This is a genomic window from Acetivibrio sp. MSJd-27 (assembly GCF_018918095.1).
Taxonomy (GTDB): domain Bacteria; phylum Bacillota; class Clostridia; order UMGS1840; family HGM11507; genus HGM11507.
The window spans coordinates 180,109-206,440 of the sequence record NZ_JAHLPV010000001.1; the positions used below are offsets into that span (position 1 = coordinate 180,109).

General features: G+C 49.3%; 16 protein-coding genes. 2 read left to right on the top strand and 14 right to left on the bottom strand.

The window, feature by feature from the left end:
* Positions 1–6: 6 nt before the first annotated feature.
* The 10 genes from KQI32_RS00755 to KQI32_RS00800 all read right to left on the bottom strand — a co-directional run bounded on the left by KQI32_RS00755 (position 7) and on the right by KQI32_RS00800 (position 16,832).
* A complete protein-coding gene (locus KQI32_RS00755) occupies positions 7–363 on the bottom strand; it encodes a hypothetical protein (protein ID WP_216423545.1) in 357 nt (118 codons plus the stop codon).
* A 458-nt stretch (positions 364–821) separates the two neighbouring features.
* On the bottom strand, positions 822–2,024 hold the full coding sequence (gene tuf / locus KQI32_RS00760; protein WP_216423546.1) for an elongation factor Tu: 1,203 nt from the start codon (positions 2,022–2,024) through the stop codon (positions 822–824).
* An 88-nt stretch (positions 2,025–2,112) separates the two neighbouring features.
* A complete protein-coding gene (fusA, locus tag KQI32_RS00765) occupies positions 2,113–4,197 on the bottom strand; it encodes an elongation factor G (RefSeq protein ID WP_216423547.1) in 2,085 nt (694 codons plus the stop codon).
* 30 nt (positions 4,198–4,227) lie between these two features.
* The gene (rpsG, locus tag KQI32_RS00770; protein WP_177691352.1) at positions 4,228–4,698 is read right to left on the bottom strand and encodes a 30S ribosomal protein S7; all 471 of its coding nucleotides are present in this window, start codon (positions 4,696–4,698) and stop codon (positions 4,228–4,230) included.
* 199 nt (positions 4,699–4,897) lie between these two features.
* Entirely contained in the window at positions 4,898–5,317 is a 420-nt protein-coding gene (gene rpsL / locus KQI32_RS00775) for a 30S ribosomal protein S12 (protein ID WP_177691353.1), read from the bottom strand.
* A 53-nt stretch (positions 5,318–5,370) separates the two neighbouring features.
* Complete coding sequence (locus tag KQI32_RS00780) at positions 5,371–5,619, bottom strand: ribosomal L7Ae/L30e/S12e/Gadd45 family protein (RefSeq protein ID WP_177691354.1); 249 nt, start codon at positions 5,617–5,619, stop codon at positions 5,371–5,373.
* Between the two features lie 222 nt (positions 5,620–5,841).
* Complete coding sequence (gene rpoC, locus KQI32_RS00785; protein WP_216423548.1) at positions 5,842–9,348, bottom strand: DNA-directed RNA polymerase subunit beta'; 3,507 nt, start codon at positions 9,346–9,348, stop codon at positions 5,842–5,844.
* Positions 9,349–9,381: 33 nt separating this feature from the next.
* Positions 9,382–13,140, bottom strand: a complete 3,759-nt coding sequence (gene rpoB / locus KQI32_RS00790; protein ID WP_216423549.1) for a DNA-directed RNA polymerase subunit beta — start codon at positions 13,138–13,140, stop codon at positions 9,382–9,384.
* 424 nt (positions 13,141–13,564) lie between these two features.
* The gene (locus KQI32_RS00795; RefSeq protein ID WP_216423550.1) at positions 13,565–16,351 is read right to left on the bottom strand and encodes a YhgE/Pip domain-containing protein; all 2,787 of its coding nucleotides are present in this window, start codon (positions 16,349–16,351) and stop codon (positions 13,565–13,567) included.
* Positions 16,352–16,397: 46 nt separating this feature from the next.
* On the bottom strand, positions 16,398–16,832 hold the full coding sequence (locus KQI32_RS00800) for a MarR family winged helix-turn-helix transcriptional regulator (RefSeq protein ID WP_177691900.1): 435 nt from the start codon (positions 16,830–16,832) through the stop codon (positions 16,398–16,400).
* 309 nt (positions 16,833–17,141) lie between these two features.
* Between KQI32_RS00800 and KQI32_RS00805 the strand changes: the two genes are divergently transcribed.
* Together KQI32_RS00805 and KQI32_RS00810 are read left to right on the top strand one after the other, a co-directional pair.
* Complete coding sequence (locus tag KQI32_RS00805) at positions 17,142–17,570, top strand: MarR family winged helix-turn-helix transcriptional regulator (RefSeq protein ID WP_216423551.1); 429 nt, start codon at positions 17,142–17,144, stop codon at positions 17,568–17,570.
* The gene (locus tag KQI32_RS00810) at positions 17,567–18,943 is read left to right on the top strand and encodes an MATE family efflux transporter (RefSeq protein WP_216423552.1); all 1,377 of its coding nucleotides are present in this window, start codon (positions 17,567–17,569) and stop codon (positions 18,941–18,943) included. Before KQI32_RS00805 ends, KQI32_RS00810 begins: the two co-directional genes overlap by 4 nt.
* Before the next feature lie 329 nt (positions 18,944–19,272).
* Here KQI32_RS00810 and KQI32_RS00815 read toward each other — a convergent pair whose 3' ends face one another.
* The 4 genes from KQI32_RS00815 to KQI32_RS00830 all read right to left on the bottom strand — a co-directional run bounded on the left by KQI32_RS00815 (position 19,273) and on the right by KQI32_RS00830 (position 25,800).
* The gene (locus KQI32_RS00815) at positions 19,273–21,300 is read right to left on the bottom strand and encodes an alkyl/aryl-sulfatase (protein WP_216423553.1); all 2,028 of its coding nucleotides are present in this window, start codon (positions 21,298–21,300) and stop codon (positions 19,273–19,275) included.
* 25 nt (positions 21,301–21,325) lie between these two features.
* Positions 21,326–22,687: a DUF1254 domain-containing protein gene (locus KQI32_RS00820; protein WP_216423554.1), complete on the bottom strand. Its 1,362-nt coding sequence runs from the start codon at positions 22,685–22,687 to the stop codon at positions 21,326–21,328.
* 243 nt (positions 22,688–22,930) lie between these two features.
* Positions 22,931–23,812, bottom strand: a complete 882-nt coding sequence (locus KQI32_RS00825) for a LytTR family transcriptional regulator DNA-binding domain-containing protein (protein WP_253290955.1) — start codon at positions 23,810–23,812, stop codon at positions 22,931–22,933.
* 365 nt (positions 23,813–24,177) lie between these two features.
* Positions 24,178–25,800, bottom strand: coding sequence for a SulP family inorganic anion transporter (locus tag KQI32_RS00830; RefSeq protein WP_216423555.1), 1,623 nt, complete (start codon positions 25,798–25,800; stop codon positions 24,178–24,180).
* Between the last annotated feature and the right edge of the window lie 532 nt (positions 25,801–26,332).

Genomic DNA, 26,332 nt, shown 5'->3' on the forward strand with positions numbered 1-26,332 from the left:
AATCTTTCAGGACAGTGCCGTTGCGTTGACCAGGACGGTGGTATCTCCATGCGTATTGAAGGAATAATATTCTTTGCTTCCTCCGTTCACGGTTCTGGAAATCAGGGAAATCCCTCTGTGGAAGACCTGCTTTTCGCCGTCCTTGTCATCCATGACAATATTCTGTCCGTCATAGATATGGCTGGTGGTCAAGCCGTTGGTGGTTTTGCTCTGGCGCAAACCATTGGCATCGTATGTGTAAGTTGTTGTCACATTGTTGACGGTAGATTTCGTCATCCGGTTCAGCGGAGCGTGTTCAAACAGCTGGATTCCGTTGGGCCCCTCCCCGATGGTGACCGACTGGTTGCCTGTTGCTTCGCCCATGGCCGTGATGGTCTTCGTGGTCTGGTTACCCTATATTTCCAACCACATTATACTCTCATTTCATAATATTGTCAATCTTTCCATTGTTGCTTAGAGCTAGGAACAGAAAACTGCCTTCTGTCTTGGTTACCGACATCTACCTTTCCTTGTCATACAGCAATTTTTCAAAGCGAATTTCCTAGTTCTGATTTCCATACCCTATTTTATCAGGATTGCAATGAAAATACCACAATATATTATAGGGGAATCGATGTGAAAACTTCCCAATATTTACTTGGTCATAAAGATATTTGGATCACATTGAATTTAGATACAACTCTTGAAAGAAATAATAGCATAGTAGCTAACAAATTGAATGAATCTTTTGAAAAATATTAGTTAAATGCTATTTTTAGAAGAAATTAAAAAATGACCTACCCACACGAAAACCGTATGGGTAAGCCATTTGAAGAAAATAATTATTCGATGATAGAAGAAACAACGCCGGAACCTACGGTTCTTCCGCCTTCACGGATAGCGAAACGCAGACCCTCTTCGATAGCGATGTGGCTGATCAGTTCAACAGACATGGTAACGTTATCGCCAGGCATGCACATTTCAGTGCCTTCCGGCAGAGTGATGATGCCGGTAACGTCAGTTGTTCTGAAATAGAACTGAGGTCTGTACTGGTTCATGAAAGGAGTGTGACGTCCACCCTCTTCTTTGGTCAGAACGTAAACTTCTGCGTTGAATTTTTTGTGAGGATGAATGGTGCCGGGTTTTGCTAAAACCTGACCTCTTTCGATTTCATCTCTCTGAACGCCTCTCAGCAGTACGCCGATGTTGTCGCCTGCTTCTGCATAGTCCAGAAGTTTCCGGAACATTTCGATACCGGTAACAACAACTTTTCTGGATTCTTCTACCAGACCAACGATTTCAACTTCGTCGGACATTTTCAGAACGCCTCTTTCTACTCTACCGGTAGCAACTGTACCACGACCGGTGATGGAGAATACGTCCTCAACAGGCATCAGGAAAGGCAGGTCTGCTTTTCTTTCAGGAGTCGGGATATATTCGTCAACAGCGTCCATCAATTTGTGGATGCATTCGTATTCCGGAGCGTTCGGGTCGGTGGAAGTAGATTCTAGAGCAACCAGAGCGGAACCAACGATAATCGGAGTATCGTCTCCCGGGAAATCATATTCATTCAACAGTTCTCTGATTTCCATTTCAACGAGTTCCAGCAATTCCGGATCGTCAACCTGGTCAGCTTTGTTCATGAATACAACGATATAAGGAACACCAACCTGTCTGGACAGGAGGATATGTTCTCTTGTCTGAGGCATCGGGCCGTCAGCAGCAGAAACAACCAGAATTGCTCCGTCCATCTGTGCAGCACCGGTGATCATGTTTTTAACATAGTCAGCATGTCCTGGGCAGTCAACGTGAGCGTAGTGACGTTTGTCTGTCTCATACTCAACGTGAGCAGTAGAGATGGTGATACCTCTTTCTCTTTCTTCCGGAGCTTTGTCGATCATGTCATATGCTTCGTACTGTGCTTTCCCGTCCATAGCCAGGACTTTGGTAATTGCAGCGGTCAAAGAAGTTTTACCATGGTCAACATGGCCGATTGTACCAATGTTAACGTGAGGCTTATTTCTTTCAAATTTAGCTTTTGCCATTTTAAATTTCCTCCCTTGTTTTAAATAAATAATACATATTTATTATAGCTTTCTTTTACGGATATTTCAAGCAAAAAGACAAAATTTATTAGTCTTCTTTCTTGGTTCTTGCAGCAATGATTTTTTCTGCAACCGATTTCGGAACTTCCTCATAGTGGCTCGGTTCCATGGAATACTGTCCGCGGCCCTGCGTTCTGGAACGGAGGTCGGTCGCGTAACCGAACATTTCAGAAAGCGGGATAAACGCGTTGATTCTCTGTGCACCGGCGATGGATTCCATTCCCTGCATCTGTCCGCGGCGGGAATTGATGTCGCCGATAACGTCGCCCATATATTCTTCCGGAACAGTGACAACCACTTTCATGATTGGCTCCAGAAGAACGGGAGCGCCTTTTCTGCAGCCTTCCTTGAAAGCCATAGAACCGGCAATCTTAAACGCCATTTCAGAGGAGTCGACATCATGGTAAGAACCATCGTACAGGGTAACTCTAACGTCCACGACATTATAACCGGCAAGCACACCGGTCTGCATCGCACCCTGAACACCGGCGTCAACAGCAGGAATGTATTCTTTCGGGATAACGCCGCCGACAATTTTGTTGACGAATTCGTATCCCTCTCCCGGTTGTCTGGGTTCCAGTTCCAGGAATACATGACCGTACTGACCACGTCCGCCGGACTGTCTTGCATATTTGTGTTCGATTTTAACCGGTTTTGTGATGGTTTCTTTGTAGGAAACCTGCGGTTTACCAACATTTGCTTCCACTTTAAACTCGCGGAGCAGACGGTCTACGATGATTTCCAGATGGAGCTCACCCATACCGGCAATGATGGTTTGTCCGGTTTCTTCGTCTGTATAAGTCTTAAAGGTCGGATCTTCTTCCGCCAGCTTCGCCAAAGCGATGCCCATCTTTTCCTGACCTGCTTTTGTTTTCGGTTCGATCGCGACACGAATAACCGGATCCGGGAATTCCATGGATTCCAGAATAATCGGATGGCTGTCTACACAGAGTGTATCACCGGTTGTCGTATTTTTCAAACCAACCGCAGCAGCGATATCGCCGGCATACACCTGTTCGATATCCTCCCTGTGGTTTGCGTGCATCATCAGGATTCTTCCGATTCTTTCCTTGTTGCCCTTGGTAGAGTTCAGAACGCCGGAACCTGCTTTCAGCGTACCGGAATAGACACGGAAGAAACAGAGCTTACCGACATAAGGATCGGTAGCGATCTTAAAGGCCAGTGCAGAAAATGGTTCGTCGTCGCTGGCATGTCTTGCATCCTCTTCCCCGGTATCCGGGTTTACACCCTTGATCGCCGGAATGTCGATGGGAGAAGGCATGTAGTCGACAACCGCGTCCAGCATCTTCTGTACACCTTTGTTACGATAAGAAGTTCCGCAGAGAACCGGAACAAATTTGTTCTGAATCGTTCCCATACGGATTGCTTTTTTGATTTCATCAATGGTCAGCTCTTCGCCTTCCAGATATTTCATCATCAAATCTTCGTCCAGCTCAGCAACGTGCTCCAAAAGCTCATTTCTGTACTTTTCCGAGATTTCTTTCATGTCGTCCTGAATCTCTTCTACCTTGATGTCAACGCCCAGATCGTCACAGTAGATATACTGTTTCATCTCCACCAAGTCAACCAAGCCGACAAAGGTGTCTTCTGCACCGATCGGCAGCTGAATCGGAACTGCATTACAGTTCAGACGGTCTTTCATCATATTGACAACGTTGTAGAAGTCAGCGCCCATGATGTCCATTTTATTGACATACGCCATACGGGGAACCCCGTAAGTGTCTGCCTGTCTCCATACGGTTTCAGACTGGGGCTCAACGCCGCCTTTTGCACAGAATACCGTAACAGAGCCGTCCAGAACACGCAGGGAACGTTCCACTTCAACCGTGAAGTCAACGTGCCCAGGTGTATCTATGATATTGATACGATGACCTTTCCACTGCGCAGTGGTAGCAGCGGAGGTAATGGTGATACCTCTTTCCTGCTCCTGTTCCATCCAGTCCATAGTAGCTGCACCTTCATGGGTTTCACCGATCTTGTGAACCCGGCCGGTGTAGTACAGAATTCTCTCGGTCGTGGTGGTTTTCCCTGCGTCAATATGCGCCATGATACCAATATTTCTGGTCTTTTCAAGAGAAAATGCTCTTGGCACAAAAATCCTCCTCTCAGCAAATCAAGCGACTTACCATCTGTAATGGGCAAAAGCTTTGTTCGCTTCCGCCATCTTATGCATATCTTCCCGTTTTTTTACAGAGCCGCCTGTTCCATTTGCTGCATCGAGAATCTCGCCAGCCAGTCTTTCGCGCATGGTTCTTTCGCCTCTGGCTCTGGAATAAGTGGTCAGCCATCTTAAGCCCAGAGTCTGCTTTCTGTCAGGACGCACTTCGATCGGAACCTGATAGGTTGCACCGCCGACACGTCTTGCTTTTACTTCTAACTGAGGCATGATATTATTCATAGCATCTGTAAAAACTTCCATAGCGTCTTTGCCTGATTTTTCTTTTACAATATCAAATGCATCATATACAATTTTCTGAGCAATACCCTTCTTGCCGTCCAGCATGATGTTATTGATCAGTTTTGTAACGATCTTTTCATTGTAAAGCGGATCAGGTAAAACGTCACGTTTTGCAATATTACCTCTTCTTGGCACTTTACTTCCCCCTTTCGCGATAAATGTTTATCACAGGTACTCAATGATTCATCACTGTCAGTGCTTGTTTCATATGGAAACGCAACCAAAGCAGCCATTTTAAGGAAACAGCTGACTATAGTATGCGCAAAAATCTATATAATAAACTCGCACAAAGACATGATACCTATAATTTGCGAAATTTTTTTGTACGTTTGTACTATTTCGCAGCTTTCGGCCGTTTCGCGCCGTATTTGGATCTGGCCTGGTTCCGGTTTGCAACGCCGGAGGTATCCAATGTACCCCGGATGATGTGGTAACGTACACCAGGAAGGTCCTTGACCCTGCCGCCTCTGATTAAGACGACGCTATGCTCCTGCAGGTTATGGCCGATCCCCGGAATGTAAGAAGAAACTTCGATTCCGTTGGTCAGTTTTACCCTGGCAATTTTACGCAGAGCAGAGTTTGGCTTTTTCGGTGTCGTGGTCTTAACGGATGTGCAAACCCCTCTCTTCTGCGGAGAGCTCTGATCCGTCGGTGCTTTTTTCAGTGTGTTAAAGCCTTTCTGCAGAGCCGGAGCAGTCGATTTCTTTTTGTGTGTCTTTCTGCCGTTTTTGACTAACTGGTTAAAGGTTGGCATTCTTTGTATTCACCCCCTGTTATTTAGAATATATATTTAAAGTTTCCTTTAAATCAATCGCAAAGCAACACAGCGACGGACGCACCGACACTGATGCCGCAGGCTTTTCCAAGATTTTTTAAAGTGTCCACATGTTCACAGGGAACTCCCTGTCTTTCACACAATTTCAAAAAGGGTTCGGTGACGGAAGGAGACGCTTCATCCGCAACATAGGCTTTTCTTGCCTGCCCGGACTCCACAGCCTTGGTGCTCTGCTTCACGCCGACCACTCTATTTGCCTGTGTTTTTAAATCTTCCAGCATTCTGCTTATTCCTCCATATTTGTTTGAAAGGAAGATACGCTGTATCATTTTAGGAATTTAAACTATCTGCAATATTCTACCACCAAATGCCTGTTGTGTCAAGCTTTTTGCGTAAAATTACACTTGTACACACATACATTTCCCATAATGTAAGGCGTGGACAGGGCGCATTGACGCGCCCTGCCATACACCTACTGCTCTATATTGTCAAGGATTTACTGCCTACTCGATCATATCACTTTTCGGCTGAACATCAATGCTCCGATATTTCATCATACCGGTTCCGGCCGGAATCAGCTTGCCGATGATGACATTTTCCTTCAGGCCGATGAGCGGATCGCGTTTTCCTTTGATGGCCGCTTCGGTCAGAACTCTTGTGGTTTCCTGGAAGGAAGCCGCGGAGAGGAAGGAATCGGTTGCCAGAGAAGCCTTGGTGATACCCAGAAGCACCACGTTTCCTTCTGCCGGGCGCAGTCCCTTAGCTTCCATCATCCGGTTCTGTTCGTCAAACTCGATGGAATCCACCAGCGTACCGGTCAGCATGTTGGTGTCTCCGGAATCCTCTATCTTAATCTTACGCATCATCTGCCGCACGATAACTTCAATATGCTTGTCGTTGATGTCAACACCCTGCATCCGATAAACCTTCTGAACCTCTTTGATCAGATAGTTCCAAACCGCCTGCGGGCCTTTGATGCGGAGGATGTCATGCGGGTACAGGGAACCGCCGGTCAGCTCGTCGCCCGGCTCGATAATATCCCCTTCGTTTACCTTGATGCCGAAGCCGTAAGGAATCTGATAGGTTTCCGCTTCGCCGTTGTCGTTGGTGACGATAACTTCCCTTTTCTTTTTGGTTTCGGAAAGGGTGACCTTACCGCCGATCTCCGCCATAATGGCAAGCCGTTTCGGTTTTCTTGCCTCAAACAGCTCCTCAACCCTGGGAAGACCCTGGGTGATATCGTCACCGGCGACACCGCCGGTGTGGAAGGTTCTCATGGTCAGCTGGGTACCCGGTTCGCCGATAGACTGCGCCGCGATGACGCCGACCGACTCGCCGATATCCACTTTTTTGCCGTTTGCAAGGTTCGCGCCGTAACATTTTGCGCAGACACCATGTTTGCACTTACAGTTCAATACGGAGCGGATTTCAAGCGACTTGATACCCGCCTTGCTGATGGCGCTGACCTCTTTTTCGGTGATGATTTCACCGCCTCTCGCCAGAAGTTCGCCGGTTTCCGGATGGAGCACATCGTGGACGGGATACCGTCCCATGATCCGTTCTTCAAAGGATTCCAAAACGCTCTTGTTCTCATCGATATCCATGACGATAAGCCCTTCCTGAGAGCCGCAGTCCTCTTCCCGGATAATGATATCCTGGCTGACGTCAACCAGCCTTCTGGTTAGATAACCGGAGTCAGCGGTACGCAGCGCGGTATCCGCCAGACCTTTTCTCGCACCACGGGTAGAGATAAAGTATTCCAGGATGTTCAGACCTTCCCGGAAGTTCGCGCGGATCGGGATTTCGATGGCTTTACCGGTTGTGTTCGCCATCAGACCGCGCATACCGGCCAGCTGACGAATCTGGTTGACGCTACCACGGGCTCCGGAATCCGCCATCATGAAGATTGGATTGAAGCGATCCAAGCTGTCCATCAATGCATTGGTAACCTGATCGATGGTTTTTTCCCACTGTTTGATGACCAGCTCATAGCGCTCTTCATCGGATATCAGACCGCGCTTGAAGCTTCTTGTGATTTTGGCGATCTCTTTTTCCGCTTCCTCGATCATGCCTTTTTTCTCTTTCGGCACCACCATGTCGGAGGTGGAGATGGTTACCGCACCCAAAGTAGAATACTTAAAGCCCATCTCTTTGATTTTATCCAGAACCTCAGCGGTTTTTGTCCCGCCGTGGATTTTGATACATTTGTCAATGATTTTTCCAAGCGCTTTCTTGTCTACCAGGAAAGCGATCTCCAGCACCAGCTGGTTCTCCGGTTTCGAACGGTCTACAAAGCCCAGATCCTGCGGGATATTTTCATTGAATATAATCCGCCCGACCGTCGCGTCGATAATACCCGTTATCTCCTTGCCGTCAATCGTTTTGGAGGTCCGCACCTTGATGGGGGCATGCAGGCCGACCGCTTTGTTCTGATAAGCCAGAATGGCTTCATCAAAGTCGGAGAATACCTTTCCTGCACCTGGCTCTTCCTCATTCAGATTGGTCAGATAATAGCTTCCTAGAATCATATCCTGTGTGGGCACAACAACCGGTTTTCCATCCTGCGGTTTCAACAGGTTGTTCGCGGACAGCATCAGGAACCTTGCTTCCGCCTGCGCCTCCGCGGACAGAGGTACATGCACCGCCATCTGGTCACCGTCGAAGTCGGCATTGTAAGCGGTACAAACCAGAGGATGTAGCTTCAGAGCGCGGCCTTCCACCAGCACCGGTTCAAAGGCCTGAATCCCCAATCGATGCAGAGTAGGCGCACGGTTCAGCAGAACCGGATGTTCCTTGATGACATCCTCCAGAATATCCCAGACCTCATCGCGGACGCGTTCTACCATCCTCTTGGCGGATTTGATGTTATGCGCTTTGCCGGTTTCCACCAGCTTTTTCATCACAAAAGGTTTGAACAGTTCCAGCGCCATCTCCTTAGGCAGACCGCACTGGTAAATTTTCAGGGACGGGCCGACAACGATAACCGAACGGCCGGAGTAGTCCACACGTTTTCCCAGCAGGTTCTGCCGGAAACGCCCCTGTTTTCCTTTGAGCAGGTCGGACAAAGATTTCAGCGGCCGGTTGCCGGGGCCGGTAACCGGTTTCCCCCTTCTTCCGTTGTCGATGAGGGCGTCTACCGCTTCCTGCAGCATTCTCTTCTCATTGCGGACAATGATGTCGGGTGCGTGGAGCTCCAACAGTTTTTTCAGACGGTTGTTCCGGTTGATTACCCTCCGGTATAAGTCGTTCAGATCGCTGGCCGCGAACCTGCCGCCGTCCAGCTGCACCATCGGGCGAAGATCCGGGGGAATGACAGGGACGACATCCATGATCATCCATTCCGGTTTATTGCCGGAGAGGCGGAACGCTTCCACCGCCTCCAGCGTTTTGATCAGTTTGATTTTTTTCTGTCCGGTAGCGGTTTCCATCTCCTCTTTCAGCTGAGCGGAAAGCGCGTCCAGATCAATTTTCTGCAGCAATTCCTTGATGGCGGAAGCTCCCATGGAAGCCTGGAACTTATCGCCGTATTTTTCTTTTGCTTCCCGGTATTCCTTCTCGGTCAGGATCTGCTTTTCCATCAGAGATGTTTTGCCCGGATCCGTAACAATGTACGCGGCAAAATACAATACTTTTTCCAGCACTCTGGGCGTCAGGTCCAGAAGCAGACCCATCCGGCTGGGCACGCCCTTGAAGTACCAGATATGGGAAACGGGAGTTGCCAGCTCAATGTGACCCATCCGTTCCCTTCTGACCTTGGAGCGGGTTACCTCGACCCCGCATCGATCACAGACAACCCCTTTATAGCGGATTCTTTTATATTTACCGCAATGGCATTCCCAGTCTCTCTGAGGCCCGAATATTTTTTCGCAGAACAGACCATCCTTTTCGGGTTTCTGGGTTCTGTAATTTATGGTTTCCGGCTTTTTGACTTCCCCGTAGGACCATTCCCTGATTTTCTCCGGAGATGCAAGGCCGATTTTGATTGATTCAAAGCTATTGAATTCTATCATGTATGATACTCCTTCCAAACAGGCGGGAATCTGTTATTCCTCGTCCGGTAAATCTTCCGACAGGATGGTATCGATATCGATATCCTCTTCATCCTCTTCGTCCAGCACTGGATCCGCTTCCGTTTCCGGATCAAAAACAAGCTCGATGTCATCCAGTTCGATTGCATCGTCCTCGTCTTCCTCCTCGTCCGCTTCCTCAATCGCACTGTCGCTTTCCGCATAGCCGATCAGTTCATCCTCGTCCTTGATCGCGCTCGGAATTGGTGCGATATCGTCATCGGAGGTATCTCCGAGATTGATTTCCTCATCGTTTTCACCGAACACTTTCATATCCAAGCCAAGACTTTGCAGCTCTTTTATCAGAACCTTGAAGGATTCCGGAATGCCCGGACGGGGTACATTTTCGCCCTTGACGATTGCCTCGTAGGTTTTGACACGTCCCACGATATCGTCGGATTTCACCGTCAGGATTTCCTGCAGGGTGTAAGCCGCACCGTACGCTTCCAGTGCCCATACTTCCATTTCCCCGAACCTCTGGCCGCCAAACTGGGCTTTACCACCCAAAGGCTGCTGCGTTACCAGAGAGTATGGCCCGGTGGAACGGGCATGTATTTTATCATCGACCAGATGATGGAGTTTCAGCATATACATGATACCGACGGTAACGCGGTTATCAAACGGTTCGCCGGTTCTTCCGTCATAGAGGACGGTTTTCCCGTCTTCATCCATTCCGGCTTTCTGGAGGGTTTCCAAAATATCCTCCTCCTGTGCGCCGTCAAAGACAGGAGTGGCAATCTTCCAGCCCAGCTTTCTGGCCGCATAGCCCAGATGGACTTCCAGCACCTGCCCGATATTCATACGGGAAGGAACGCCCAAGGGATTCAGCACGATATCCAGGGTGGTGCCGTCGGGCAGATAAGGCATATCCTCCTCCGGCAGGATTCGGGAAATAACACCCTTGTTTCCGTGACGTCCCGCCATCTTATCGCCGACCGAAATCTTTCTCTTCTGCGCGATGCTGACGCGGACAATCATGTTGACGCCGGGGGACATCTCGTCGCCGTTTTCACGGGTAAACACCTTGACGTCCACAATGATACCGGATTCACCATGAGGCACTTTCAGGGAAGTGTCGCGGACTTCACGGGATTTCTCACCGAAGATTGCGCGAAGCAAACGCTCCTCGGAGGTGATTTCGGTTTCGCCTTTCGGGGAAACCTTACCGACCAGGATATCTCCCGACCGAACTTCCGCACCGATGCGGATAATGCCGCGGTCGTCCAGATCCTTCAGAGCGTCTTCCCCCACATTTGGAATATCTCTCGTGATTTCTTCCGGCCCTAATTTGGTGTCGCGGGCTTCGATTTCATATTTTTCAATGTGGATTGATGTGAACACATCATTCCGCACCAGTCTTTCATTGATTAAGATAGCGTCCTCGTAGTTGTAACCTTCCCAGGTCATGAAGCCGATCAGAATATTTCTTCCCAGCGCGACTTCCCCCTGACTGGTGGAAGGGCCGTCCGCGATAATCTCGCCGGCTTTTACCCGATCCCCTTTGGTGACAATGGGACGCTGGTTGATACAGGTACTCTGGTTGGAGCGCTTGTATTTGATCATATCGTACTTATGCTTCACACCGTCGTCCGATTTGATGACGATGGAGTCGCCGCTTACTTTCTCCACAACGCCCTCGTCCTTGGTGACGACACAGACGCCGGAGTCCAGCGCCGCGCCGTATTCCATACCGGTTGCCACAATCGGTGATTCCGGCACCAGCAGCGGCACAGCCTGACGCTGCATGTTACATCCCATCAGCGCACGGTTCGCGTCGTCGTTTTCCAGGAAGGGAATCATCGCGGTTGCAACGGAAACCACCTGCTTCGGCGACACGTCCATATAATCTATTTTGGAGGATTCAATCTCCAGGAACTCATACATCCATCTGGCGGTTACGATCTCATTCTGGAAGGTACCATCCTCGTTCAGCGGCTCATTTGCCTGTGCGATGATGAACTCATCCTCCACGTCCGCCGTCATATAAATGACCTCATCCGTCACAATGCCTTCCGGCTTGAGCACACGGCGGTACGGCGATTCAATAAATCCGTACTGGTTGACCTTTGCATAGGTGGAGAGAGAACCAATCAGACCGATGTTCGGACCTTCCGGCGTCTCAATCGGGCACATACGTCCATAATGGCTATGATGCACGTCACGCACTTCGAATCCGGCGCGTTCTCTGGAAAGACCGCCCGGCCCCAATGCGGATAGCCTTCTCTTGTGGGTCAGCTCCGCCAGCGGATTGGTTTGATCCATGAACTGGGACAACTGGGAATTTCCGAAGAATTCCTTGATGGACGCTACAACCGGACGGATGTTGATCAGGTTCTGCGGGGATACGATGTCCATATCCTGCTGAATGGTCATCCGCTCGCGGATGACCCGTTCCATCCTGGCCAGTCCCACTCTTACCTGGTTTTGCAGAAGTTCGCCCACACTGCGGATTCTCCGATTGCCCAGATGGTCAATATCATCCACATTGCCCACGCCGTACATGATGGTAACATGGTAGTTCACGGTGGAGACAATATCATCAATGGTGATGGATTTGGGGATCAGTTCCTCTTTGCGCGCGTAAAGCGCCTCCTTAATCTCATCTTCCTCTGTATACTGCTCGAGTATCTCTTTCAGAACCGAGTATTTCACCCGTTCGTTGATGGTTTTATGATTGTAATCAAAATCGATAAAGTAGGAAAGGTCGCACATGTCGTTGGAGAGGACAACCAATTCTTTTCCGTCATCCAGACGGATTTTTACCATATTTACCGCGCTGCGGTCCAGCTCCAATGCGATCTCTTTGGTGATGGTATCGCCTTCCGCCGCGAACATTTCACCGGTGAAGGGGCACACAATATTCTCCGCCGCTGTCCTTCCCACAATGCGGTTGACAAACAGGCATTTCTTATTGTATTTGTATCTTCCAACCCTTGCCAGATCATACCTTCTGTTATCGAAAAACAGATTGTGCAGAAGCGTCTGAGCGCTCTCCACAGACGGCGGCTCACCAGGACGGAGCCGTTTGTAAACCTCAAGCAAGCCTTCCTCATAATTTGTGGTGCTGTCTTTTTCAAATGTGGAGGTGAGCAGGCTCTCCTCTCCGAACAGGCTTGTAATCTGTTCATTGGTTGAGAAACCCAGCGCTCTTAAAAATACGGTTGCCGGCAGCTTTCTGGTCCGGTCAATACGGATATAGAAGGTATCGTTGGAATCCATCTCAAATTCCAGCCATGCGCCCCGGTTCGGGATCATGGTGGAACTGTAGAGCTCTTTACCGGACTTATCGCGCTCCATTCCGAAATAGATACCGGGGGAGCGGACCAGCTGGGAAACAATGACGCGCTCCGCGCCGTTGATCACAAAGGTACCGGAATCGGTCATCAGCGGGAAATCGCCCATGAAGATCTCCTGTTCCTTCGCCTCGCCGGTTTCCTTGTTGATAAGCCGCACCTTTACGCGCAGCGGGACGGCATAGGTCGTCTCCCTTTCCTTTGCCTCCGCGACCGTGTATTTCGGTTCCTCATCAAACCGGTAGCCCACAAATTCCAGAACGTACTTATCCATATGATCGACAATCGGGGAGATGTTTTCAAAGACTTCCTGCAAGCCATCCTCGATAAACCAGTCATAGGAATTTTTCTGCACTGCGATCAGATTCGGCGGAGCCACAACCTCATCGATGCGGGAAAAGTTCATTCTTTCCGTTCGGCCGTAAGTAACTGGATGCACCACAAATATCACCTCATTAAAATTAATAGGGACTCGTTGTAAAAAAATGCTCGACGCATTTTTAAAAATCTTTCTTTTGTATTCATAAACCTATCTCTTTATAAACACAAAAATATGAATTTTACTTGATTTTGAAGCGTTTTGCCTTTTAACAACCTAAAAAAGGGCAAAACTATCCCATTTAAACGTATTGCATTATTGTAGCATGAAAATCAAGGGGTGTCAATAGAATTCATTAATTTTTTTGAGTTTTTTTGGATAGGGTATCCTTTCCGTTTGCTCTGTATGAAATTTATATCAAAAAAGGAAAGGATGATAAAAAAGCGCTTTACTTGGTGTGAAGCGCTTTTTGGAATAATTAAAATACCGTTAGAAATCAATCCTCTTTTATGGCTACTACGGCGCAGTTCCATTGACCCTAGCTTTCCTAATGCTCGATAACGCCGGACTGCCCCAGCTTTTTGGCAAACCTTGCAAGGCTGGGCGAAACCCATTTTTTGAGGCATAATCCCAATGCCATAAAGAACACAAAATACCACATAAGAAGAAAAATATCTTTGAGCAGTGCCGGATAATAGATCCCCGCGATGGCTTCCCGCATACCTCCGATGGCATAGGTAAAGGGCAGAAATTTGTGAATGGTCTGGAAAAAGGGAGGCGTCACCTGGATGGGGAAAGTTCCCCCTGCCCCCGCCAGCTGCAGAACCAGAAACACAACCGCGATCGCTTTGCCCACATTGCCGAACAGGGAGGCCAGCGTATAGACAATCATGGAAAAAATCAAGCTGTAATAGACCGCCAGAACCACCAGCAAAATGGGATGCATTGGTTTTACCCCCAAGACAAAAATGTCTCCCAGAGAGGCGATTGCTCCCTGCAGGACGGCAAGCGATCCATAGATCAGATATTTGCCAAGAAATTCTTCCACTGCGGTGGGAATAAAATCGATATTCTTCGCCTTTGTGGTAAGCAGGGCGCTCAGCAGCAAAGCCCCCACCCACAGACAGAGAGTGGTATAAAAGGGAGTGAGCCCTGCGCCGTAGTTTTCCATGGGATAGAGTTTGTGGGTATTCAGCAGTACCGGGGAAGAAACGAAATCCCCTTCCTCATTTCCATCCCTGCTCATCAGGCTGATGAGACTTTTCAGATCCAGATTGGCATCAATTTCACGTATTTTGCCCGTCACCTGATTCAAAAGACTGCTCAGATTGGGCAGGCTGTCTTTCAGCCGCTGAATTTCCTCCACCGTCAGCTGACCTTTGCTGTTCAGACTGTTCAAAACCTCCCTTGCGGCATCGACATCCTCCTCTGACCGGGAGAGAAGCCCATTGACATCCGAGACAAACAATGAGGTGCTGCGCACGTAGCTCAAGAGCTTTGGAATCAGGGTTTCGTCCGTATTGACAATCACTCTTCCCAGCGTGTTATCCAGCTGTATGAAAACCCTCTGTGTATCCTCCAGCGTCCGGTTTAACTGGCCATCATCCTCAACCACGTTTTTCAGCTGTTCCAGCTTTTCCTTGAAATCCGCGGCCCGCGGAGCCATATTCGCCAGTTTGGAGGACAGTTTTGCGGGATCCGATTCTTCCAGTTTTTCCTGTACTTTGTTTAAATCTTTATTCATCTGTTCCAGATCCTTTAAAGCTTTATCGATTTTCACGGTAAGGCTTCGGCGGGTTCCTGTGATAGAGCTTCCCATATTGTCACATACCTGTGAGAGTTTTCCCGCAAGAACCTCCATGTCATAGAGGCGGTTTCCCACATCGCCGTGCAGGGCGGAGATCTTGCTGCGGAGCAGTTCCAGCTGTGTTTTCAGGGAAATCAAGGAATTTCTGAGCGTTTCTTCCGGCGCATTGTTTTTCAGTTGCCGTTCCATATCCCCAAGAATGCTGTTCGCCAAGCTGAAACGGAGATCGCCCTCCAGCGTGTTCTGAGCCTCGGATACCGCCTCCACGGCGGCTGCCCGTTTTTCCTGTGAACCGGCTCCCAAAAATTCTTCTATTTTTTCGATTGTCTTTTCCAAGCGATCTATCTTTTTTTCAATGGATCGGAATGCTTCATTCACTGCCCCGGAAGCCTGCTTGAGCAAGTCTGCCAGCTGATCGTTCAAACCAGCAATCTGGTGCAGTGTGCTCGCAAGGACACGTGTGTCCAGCAAATCCGCCTGGGCGCTTCGCAGGGAGCTCTTCATATCCGCAATGATTTCCTTCAGCCGCACATTTATATCCAGCAGTTTCTCCTTCCCGTCGCCGCTGATCTGTCCCACTTTGTCCGCCATATCCAGAAGATCCTTTTCCACCCTGTCCATATCGTCGATGGCGCTTTGCAGGGATTCCAGATTTCCTGGCTTATTGTCTGCGATATCTCTTTGAATTTCATCCAGCAAAGCGGCAATATCCTTTGAAAGGCTCTGCATCATCAGAAGATCCTCCTTCACTTCGGGCGAGACCTCCTCCACTTTATCGCGGAATAAGTTGAGATCACGTGAAAAGTGATCGGTAAAATCAATCAAGTCGGTGAGGGTATCTCTGATGTAAACTACATTTTCGTCTGCTCCATCGATTTTCACCAAGCCATCTTTTGCCGCGGCGAGCATACCGTCCAGTTTTCCATCGATATTGGGAACCGCGTCGTTTAAGATATAAATCAAATTTTTGTATTTCTCTATTTTCGGATACTCATCATCCAGCGTGATGCCCAGCTGATTGAGTACCTCAAAAACCTTCTCGGTCACTGTACTCACAAAGGAGCCGGTGATTTGCTTTTGAATGGTGGAGGCGCCAGAGTCGGTCATTTTCGGCGCAATAGCATTGATCTTCTCGTTCACATAATATTCCAAAGTTGGTTTCTGAGGCGTTTCATCCAGCACCGTAGCCATTTTCTGTGAGAAATCCTTAGGGATAATAATCGCAGCATAAGCTTTTCCACTGTCCACCACTTGAATTCCCTCTTCTATCGTGTCATAGAACGTCCAACCCAGTTTGTCATTCTCCCGCAAGGAGTCTGAAACCTCAGCACCGATGTTCATGGCATTGCCCGCGATGGAGGAGCCCTCATCCAGATTGACCACCGCCACCTTGACGCCGCCGGTGCTCCCATATGGATCCCAGGAGGCATAAATGTTGATCCAAGCGTACAGGGAAGGCAAAATAGCCAAACCGGCCACAATGACGATGGCTACCCAGTTTTTTGCAATCTTCCGTAGATCTTCCATAAAAATTCTTCCGATATTGTGAAACATGGTGTAAATCCCCTCCCCGTCAAATCAATTCCTTCGCATACTCGGCCAAAACATGGATCGCATTCAGAATATTCTGCCTTGTAAAATCATCCAGCCCGTTGAAACGCCGGTGCAGGTAATCCTCCAGACAGTTATTCACCTTCTGTGCCACCTGCGCGCCATCCGTTGTCAGGCTTAAATAGATTTTCCGTTTGTCGTCCGCCGCCTTTTCGCTCTGGATGTAGCCGTAATCCGACAGCAGATCGATGGTCGTTTTAAAGGAACCCTTCTCCAGAACCACCAGCTTGCAAATCTCACTCATGGTCATCTTATCATGCTGTGACATGATGGCCAAAACCCACAGCTGAGTGGTGTTCAGCTTTTTTCCCAACCCTTGGATTTCAAACTCCTTATATAGCTTTTTAATGAGATACTGGATAAAAATCATATCCTCCAACAGTCCGCGCTGTGACATGAAACATTCCTCCCTGCAAAATAGCAACAATTGTTACCGTAATATTTGTTACTATTTTATGCTTTTTCCTTTCCTTTGTCAACCCAGTTCACAGAATGTTCACAGTGGAAAAAGAAATTGGACAAAGCGGAAAAACTTTAGGATAATCTTGCTGAACATATTCCCCTCTTCTGTAAGTACAGAACGTAACATCCTTTGACCTGCAAGGCCGGAATATTTTCATGGTAACTTTTTCCTTGCAAAAGTATTGTTATCTTGTTATAATTAGCTTACTAACAGTTAGCTTTCTAATAAATAGGAGGGAGTATCTTGAACACACCTTTTCATCTGATGATATTAAAGGCCTTCAGCGCCCAGCGCAATACCATCCGCCCGCGAATGGCCGGTTTGGGGCTGTCCCCGGGCCAGCCGAAAATTCTGAATATCCTGACCATGCGGGGTGAATGCCTGCAAAAAGATCTGGCGGAAGCCTGCGACATTGAACCCGCCACAGTATCCAAGCTCTTAAACAATATGGAGGAGAATCACCTAATCACCCGCGGCACGGTTCCCGGAAACAAACGGGCGGTAGAAATTTCTATCACTCCAAAAGGAAGCCGGCTTCAGAAGGAGATCTCCCTCGCCTGCTCCCAAGTGGAGAGAAAAGCCCTGGAAAACTTCTCGGAAGAAGAGCGGAGAAGCTTTGAATCTTATCTCTGCAGAATGTATCACAATCTGACCGGAAAGGAAATGAAATGACAATGGAACAAAGCCAGCAGCAATTTATCAAAATGACCCAATCTCCTATCCCAAGACTGATTACCACACTGGCGGTTCCGACCATCATCAGCATGCTGACCACTGCCATTTACAATATGGCGGATACCTTTTTTGTATCCAAGCTGGGCACCAGCGCCACCGGCGCTGTGGGCATCGTGTTCTCCCTGATGGCAATCATTCAGGCGATCGGCTTCACTCTGGGGATGGGTTCCGGCAGTTTCAGTTCCCGCCTGCTGGGACAGCAGGAAAATCAGAAGGCAAACGAGGCCGGTTCCACCGCATTCTTCACCGCGATTGCGTTCGGACTGCTCCTGACCGTCTTCGGTCTGTTATTTATTGACGGACTGATGGAACTGCTGGGCGCCACTGAAACCATCCTGCCTTTTGCCAGGGATTATGCCCGCTTTATTCTGATGGGCGCCCCGGTGATGTGCGCCTCCTTTGTGCTCAACAATCTTTTGCGGGCGGAGGGCAAGGCGGTGCTCTCCATGGTTGGCCTAACCTTGGGGGGCGTTTTCAACATCATCCTGGACCCCATATTTATTTTTCTTTTGAACATGGGCATTGCGGGAGCCGCTGTCGCCACTCTGCTAAGCCAATGCATCAGCTTCTGTATCCTCCTGTTCTGCTTTTTAAGCAAAAAGACCATTATTCAGCTGCATTACAAAAACATATCCCGTCATCTCAAAACCTATCTGACTATCCTGAAAACCGGCATGCCCTCCTTCTGCCGGCAGGGACTGGCCAGCGCCTCCACCGTTGCTCTCAACGTCAATGCGGCCGTATACGGGGACGCGGCGGTAGCCGCCATGTCTATCATCGGCAGAATCTTTCTGTTTATGCTTTCCTTTATGATTGGTTTCGGCCAGGGATTTCAGCCGGTGGCAGGATATAATTACGGCGCGAAACGGTTTGACCGCGTCAAACAGGCCTATTGGTTTGCATTAAAAGTGGGGATTCTTGTGTTCACCGTGTTGGCCGCCGCCGGATATTTTGCGGCTCCCTGGGCCATCGGATTGTTCCAGAAGGAGGATCCGGAAGTCATGCGCATCGGCATATACGCTTTCCGCGTGCAGTGCCTGGCGCTTCCGCTGCAGCCCCTGATTGTCACCAGCAACATGGTGCTGCAGTCGGTGGGAAAATCCTGGCAGGCCACGTTTCTGTCCGCGGCGAGACAGGGGATCTTCTTTCTGCCGCTGATTTTCGTGATGCCCGCCCTGTTCGGCCTGAACGGTGTTCAGCTGACCCAGCCTCTGGCCGATGTCTTTACTTTTGTGAGCTGTTTTCCCTTTATGATCCGCTTCTTTCGCGAACTGAACCGAAAGATACCGAAGCAGCAGCCTGTGAGCTGACCATCTATCCCGTTTCACAGGAGAGAAAGAAAACGGACACATAAAGCTCAGCTGACACAAAAAATCCGAGGTTCCTCCAAACTGGGAATCTCGGATTTTTTAGGTTGTTTGAAAAGTTTTCTCCGTCAGAACGGAGTTTTGTCACGCCCTGCCGGATTACACGGAAAGCACAGAGGGATAATGCGCCGCACCGATGACTATGCTTGAAACAGCACCGCCTGTGCGGTAAAATTATCTCAAATCGACAAAAAACGGATCGCCGTATTGGATATAATCTCCCTCGGCGTCTGCGCAGATGACATAGGGTCTGGTATAATAGCTTGTTCCGCTCAGGGTTCAATGATATGGAAGGTGCTTTTCCCGGAGACCGGAACCTGATTCATATGCTCCGCCAGCAGTGTCACAAGCTCTGCCTTGCCCTCCGCTTTCATGGCCTTTGCCATGTTTTCCTGATTATTGGTTAACAGATAGAACAGCGCATTCTTTGGACAGGTGATGGACACATCCGCCGCATCCGACTGCGCGTTTTCATACACCAGCAGCACACCGTTTTTTATACGCAGTATGTGCTGTTCGCCCACATCGGGCAGATTCACGTTCATTGTGAAATCATAATCTGCCAGCGCCTGCTTATCCAGCAGGATCCCCATGTAATCAAACATCATGGAGGCAGTCATTTCCAGCACCATGGCGCCGGTATTTTTCGCCTGCTTGACGCTTTGGGCACGGTTTCCGTTTCGCAGCTCCAGCGCGGCGGTGAGATAGGCATTGCGCCAGGGGCCTGACTCCGCCTGATAGCCCAGCTGCTCCAGTGCGTCGGCGCACAGCAGACGGGCATCGATATTCTCCGGATCGACAAATACAATGGTGTTGGTAACCTCTGCCACCCACTGATATTCCCCCGCCTCGTAGTCCTTCTTTGCCATGCGCAGAACCTTATCCACGTCGCCCAGATATTCCACCCACTTTTTGGCTCTGTCGGTGGGCGTGAGGGGATTGAGATTCACCGGGTTCGCATCGTACCAGCCCATATACTTCTGATACACGGCTTTTGAATTGTGTGCCACCGTGCCGTAATATTGGCGGGTGTACCAGTTCTTTGCCAGCTTCTCCGGCAGCTCGATCATGTTGGAGATCTCGTCGGAGGTATACCCCTGATTGATATAGGTCAGCGTCTGATCGTTGATGAATTTATACACTGCGGCGGTGTTGACCAGATAGTCATTGACGATCTGGTTGCCCCAATGCGGCCAGTTATGGGATTGAAAGGTGAGTTCTGCGTTCTTGCCATATCGGGTAACGGCTTCTGTGATATAGCCTGCCCAGGCAGCGCCGTCACGCACCTGCGCGCCGCGGAGCGTATAGAGATTGTGCAGCGTACCGGTGCAGTTTTCCGCCACCCAAAGCGCTTTGAATTGCGGGAACCAGGTATTCATTTCTGCCGGAGCCTCGGTGTCGGGAGTCATTTGGAATTCCATTTCAACTCCGTCAATCGTAATGACCTCACCGGTCTCTTTCACCTCATATGTGGGTGCGAGATAGGACACGGTACCGGTGGACTGTCCCATACCGATACCCTGTGCCAGCTTGCCGGTTACACCCGGCTCCAGAAGTACACCATACTGATAATTGGATCGCCGTCCCATGGCTTTTCCGGCATAGACGTTTTCCGCAATGGCATGCTCGGCAAAGCCCTCCGGAACAATGATCGGAATTTTTCCGCCGGCGAGCTGCTCCGCGAGAGACAGACCGACGTCCGCTCTCTCCTCCGCACGCATCACGCCAAAAATACCGCCAAAGTGATCCACATGAGGATGCGAAATGATCACCGCCTTGACGGGATAGCTTCCCAGATTTTTCTCTATCAGCTGCATGGCGGCCTGGCTGCACTCTACACTCATCAGCGGATCGAACACGATCCAGCCGGTATCCCCTTTGATCACCGTCAGATTAGCCATGTCATAGCCGCGCACCTGATAGAGGCCGCGGCATACCTCAAACAAACCGTAAGCGTGGTTGTTCTTAGTGTTCTCCCACAGGCTGGGGTTTACGGTATCCGGCGCTTTCTCATATTCCTCCAGAAAACAATAGGCTTTCTGACTCCAGATCACATCGCCGTCCGCATCCGTCAGTTCCAATGCTTCCGGGGCATCAAGCCGTCCGCGCACAGCAAACTCCGCCTCCTGATTGTCATCAAAATCCAACTGCGAATAGACGTCGGCGTTCTTCTGCGCAGTATATCGGCTGGCACCCTTGGGCTCCGCCGTCAAGCCCAGGTCACCGTTCTGCGTGCCGTTGCAGGATGTGCAGGAAAAAAGCAGCATCGCTGCAAGAAGGATAGAAAAAATGTATTTCATATAGAGAGAACCTCCTTTCTCTGAATCATTCCATGACCTTTATAACGGGCGGCTGCCAGTTTTTAAGGGCAGTCATGTCCGGAGTATATATCCGCATGTACAGATGAAATGCATCCCCGGAGACCGGCAGCCAGTTGGAGGTATCCGCAGGCTGCTCCTTAGACAGAATGATATCCAGTGAGCCGTCTCCGTTACACCTGAAATCCGATCGGTCATTCACGCAATAGCGGTTGAGGGGATTGTCGATCAGAAAATCATCACTGCCATAGGCGGTCACCGACCAGAATCCCCCTTCCAGAATAGGCGGCATCGTGTCAAAATGCAGAACATATTTTTTCTCGCCGGTCAGCGCTGCACCGGTGTTGTCCGTTCCGGTTTTGGGATAGATTGCCACATTCACGGTGTTGGCGCCCAGTCCCGCCAGAGCCACCAGAGCACGATAGGTATATTCCGTACCAAAATCGCCGATAGGCGCGTCAAAGTACTGCCATTGTCCAAGCTTCACCGAATAGTTCGCAGCTCCGGCCACCAGCTTTCCGCGCAGCTGCTGCAGCATCTCCGTCCAGCGCGCGGCAATATCCCCGGGAAGAATACTTGTGTCAAAAGCCAGCCCGGGGCCTATGTTGATCGCGGAAAATCTTTTCAGCACGTCCGCGTCAGCAGCGGCAGGAGGATTCGCCAGCATCAGCGTATTGGCTTTGTCAAAGAATTCCTTCGGGCCCATGGAAAGCACTTTCTCCACGGGAACAAAATCGTTCTCCGCCGTATAAGCACCCTTTGGAGCAACGTAATCGCCGCCCTGCCTATATGCTGAGAGCGGCATCAGATTCATCTTCCGCTGAATCACATACACGTTAGGAAAATCCTCCTGCCCGGAAAGCACGACACGGGCGATGAGCCATACCATAGAGGTGGGGACCTCCACCCGGGTAACACCGTCCGGCAGTTTCCCCTCCCATCCGGGAACGGTGAAAGCATAGGTGCCTGCCTTCTCAAGCACAGCGGCAGTGTTGGTCCAGCCGTCGAGAACCTGCACGTTGAAGAAACGGTCGGCTTCGGGCATGACATATACCATAGGCTCGGCGCTCAGATCAAGCCAGGCCTGCGTATAAACGGTGTCCACATTGGGTGTTACAACAAGCTTTGACTGTGCGTCTGCCAGCTTCTTCGCATGGATGAGCTGATTGATCGGCGCGCGGCCGGTGACGGGTGTTTCAGTGTTTATGGAAGAAGTTTTTGTGGCGTCCATGATGACAAGCGGAAAGGCATAGGTATATGCCTCGCTGACCAGCTCCCACGCAGTGTCAGAATCCGTGCCGGTCTCGTGAACGCCGCAGGACGAAAGCAGTAAAGCTGATGTTATTAGAAGAATAAGAAACTTTTTCATATTGACCTCCCTGTTCTATCACATTTATTTTCTTTTTCCGGATGGATGCCCGCGGTGTATGAGAAATTCCGCATGTGCCAAAGTTTGCTTTCATTGCAAAAGCAGACTTTCTATTTTCCCCTTTGGCTATGGCATTTTCATCCTTTTTGTGTCAAATATATTATAAAGGATAAAGGGAGATCTTGCCAACAAAAGAGGCATAAAACGACGTTAAAACGGCGTGAATCGACAAAAAAGCAGTGCTCAGCTGTTCTTCTCCAGCAGGTTTCCGAAATAGAACATCAGGGCTTTTTCGGCATCGCTGCTGTTTTTGGTGAATTTTATCTCTGAGATATTGAACAGAATGCACCCGCAGTGCCCTTTGAAAGTCGGAAAACAGATCACTTTCAAATAGGTATCTATCTCGGGGCTGTAGTCGATAATCTCCAGCATTTCGCCGTAAAGCGTCGCGCGCTCATAGCTCTGCAGCCACTTGGAGTCCATGTTGGAAAACAGACTGCCGAAAGAGCTGCCGATAAGCCGCTCCAGCGGTATCTTTTCAAGCTTTGCCAGCGCGGGATTGCCGTAGCGGAAAATCCAGTCCACAGCGTGGCTTTCCTCATTGAATATCATCTCGATATCCGTGAACGCGAACGGCAGTTTGTCGAAACTGCTGTAATACTTGCGGTATTCCTTCTCCGTTTGCGGAACATCGTCCCCGGCGAAGCTATTGATGATGCTCTTCTGCTTTGTGTGCAGCTGTTCAATGATCCAGTTCTTCTTTCGTTTCGTGTATTCCAGAGACTCACCGTTGCTGAGATTAATTTTATCGGTGATATCATGGATCGCCATTGCGGACACGAGGCACCCGCGGTGTACCTTTATAAACCCCTCGCCCAGCTTCCCTTCAAGCTCGCTGAGCGTCATTCTTGTCCCGTATATCTTACCTCCGGAAACGTGTATCTCGGCATTCTTCCCTATCACAAGGACGTAAAGGATCGCGCCGGTTCGGAGCACCATCTTTCTTCGGTTGGAAACGACGGTGATGTATTTTGCTTCCTGCAAATCGGAGACTCCGTTTTCTGTTCCGTCAGCAGTGAAAGGCGCATTGCCGCCGGCAATGTCAGAAATCTTTTTGGCTTTCATACCTTCTCTCCCCTTTCCGAAAAAGCCTGTGAAACGAAAAAAACACGCCCAAGCCTGCACAAAATTCTTTCTTGTGCAAGCAGGGCGTGTTTTTCCATCCTTTTTGAAAAACCGAAAAGAGCAAAAAGACAGCTTTTTCTATACTGATATGCGATTTTATCCCGTGCAGACATGGCTGTCAAACCCCTTTCTGTCGGACAAACATTCCTGTATGGGATAATAATAGCATATTTTTTTGGTTTCAGTCAATCATTACAATGTATTTGGAACGACCTTTTTTCTCTCCCGGCGTTGTGACGTTGATTCCTTACCGAAAGGAGAAAAACGGATTTTTTGAACAGGCAGAAGCACCGATAAATTCCACGCTATTCCCCGATAAGAGCCTTTTCCACGCTCCAATAAAAGTTATCTTCCCCGACATACTCGGTAATTCCGCTTCGGATCATCATCTGCTCCACACTCTCCGCCAAACCGCAGATGAAAATCTGTTTTTTCGATGCTCTCAGCTGTCGGAGCATCTCCAGAAATGCCTGCGCTCCTGAAATATCCAGATAGGAAACACCCCTCATGGACAGAAACACTGTTTCATGATGTTCCAATTCTTTCGCCATTTCGTCCAGAGCCTGAACATTGGAAAACAAGATCGCCCCGCTGATATAGACCACGGCAGCGTTTTCGGAACGCTCCTCCAGCATATCCTGGGGTCGGTGCATTCTGGAGGCATCCACCTCATCATAGTGGATTTCCAGATTGGATTGCCGGGCGGCCAGCAAAATCAAGGCAATCACCACCCCGATCACGATAGCAACCGTCAGATCAAAAAGAATGGTTGCCAGCATGGTCACCGAAAATTTCAGAATAGCCCCTTTAAACTTTCTGGAAAACAGATAACGTATGGTATTCCACTCATTCATCCGCCACGCTGTGACCATCAGAACACCGGCAAGGGCGCTCAGCGGTATTTTGGACATAACAGGCGCCAGAACCAGCATGGAAACCAGCAAGCCCGCTGCGTGAATCAGCCCTGCGATTCTCGTCTTCGCTCCGGACTTGATAGCCACACTGGTGCGGGCGATCGCCGCCGTGGCGGGAATGCCGCCGAAGAAAGGAACCAGAATATTCCCAATTCCCTGCGCTACCAGCTCCCGGTCGTTGTCCAGATGCACGCCGGTCATCCGCCCTGCGCTGGCGCCGCACAGAAGACTCTCCACCATCCCCAGCATGGCGATGCTGACCGCGGGAATCAGCAAATTGCCCATTTCAGCAACATTTATTCCTGAGAAAGTGAGGCGCTCCTCCAAAACCAGCGTTGTGGGAATGGAGCCTACCGTCGCCACATCCAGAGAAAAGAAAATAGACGCCGCGGTGGCCATTATAATGGAAAGCAGAGACGCGGGAATAACAGCATTCCACTTTTTCGGGTAAAACACCATCAAAAGAATCACCAGCACTCCGATGAGGACGGTGATCCAATCCGGTGAAAAACCATTTGTAAAATAGCTGAAAAACTTTTGGACAGCGGAACTTCCCGCCGAGGTAACTCCAAAAAAATTATCCAGCTGGCCCAGGGCAATAATCACCGCAATCCCCGAGGTAAAACCTGTTATCACAGGCATAGGAATAAAGGCTGTCAGCCGCCCAAGACGGAAAATGCCCGCAAGCACCAGCAGAACGCCGGCCATCAGGGTCGCTTCAAAAACGCCAATCATGCCATATTGTGCCACGATGGACATGAGTATGGCCGCCATAGCACCGGTTGGTCCTGAAATCTGATAGAAAGCACCGCCGAACAAGCAGATTACAAAGCCGCCTATGATCGCCGTCAGCAATCCAGATGCGGCCGTCGCACCGCTGCCCACCCCAAAAGCCAAAGCCAGAGGAAGGGCAACCGCAGCGACAGTCAGTCCAGCCATGATATCTTTTGTAAATTTTTTTGCATTATAGCCTGAAAACTCTTCTTTTAAATCCCTTACATATTTGCCTAACATACAACAATTCCTTTATTATTTTTTATCTTGGGCTGAAGAAAAAACGGATACCGAAAACAGATTTCCGCCCTCCTTTCCAATACAATTTATTTCTTTCAACCGGAGGATTCCCATAAAAAAACAAGCTTCTCAGCTTGTCAATGAACCGCATTCTTTTCCACTTCCCTTCTGCCATCGATCACAGAAACGCGAAAGGAAAAGAAGCATATCTTTCGTCCCCGAAAACTCTTTCTTATTTATATTATACGATATTACAGATAAGCTGTCAAGGTTCAAAGGGCTTTGCGCTTACCTTTTTCATTCTCCATATACCGCTCCGCCGATGATGAAAACAGCACCCGCCAGTTAGAACATCACGCTCCCATCGTCAACTGGCTTTTTTTGGCAAACAGCCGTTTCAGCATAAAAAGCTTTTCATTCCGAACAGCACAACCGCGCTTCGCACGCTGTTTTTTGAAATGTGTAATTGCACACGATTCCACGCAATTTCCTATGTTATAAAAATAATACTTATCTGTTAATGAGAAGATAA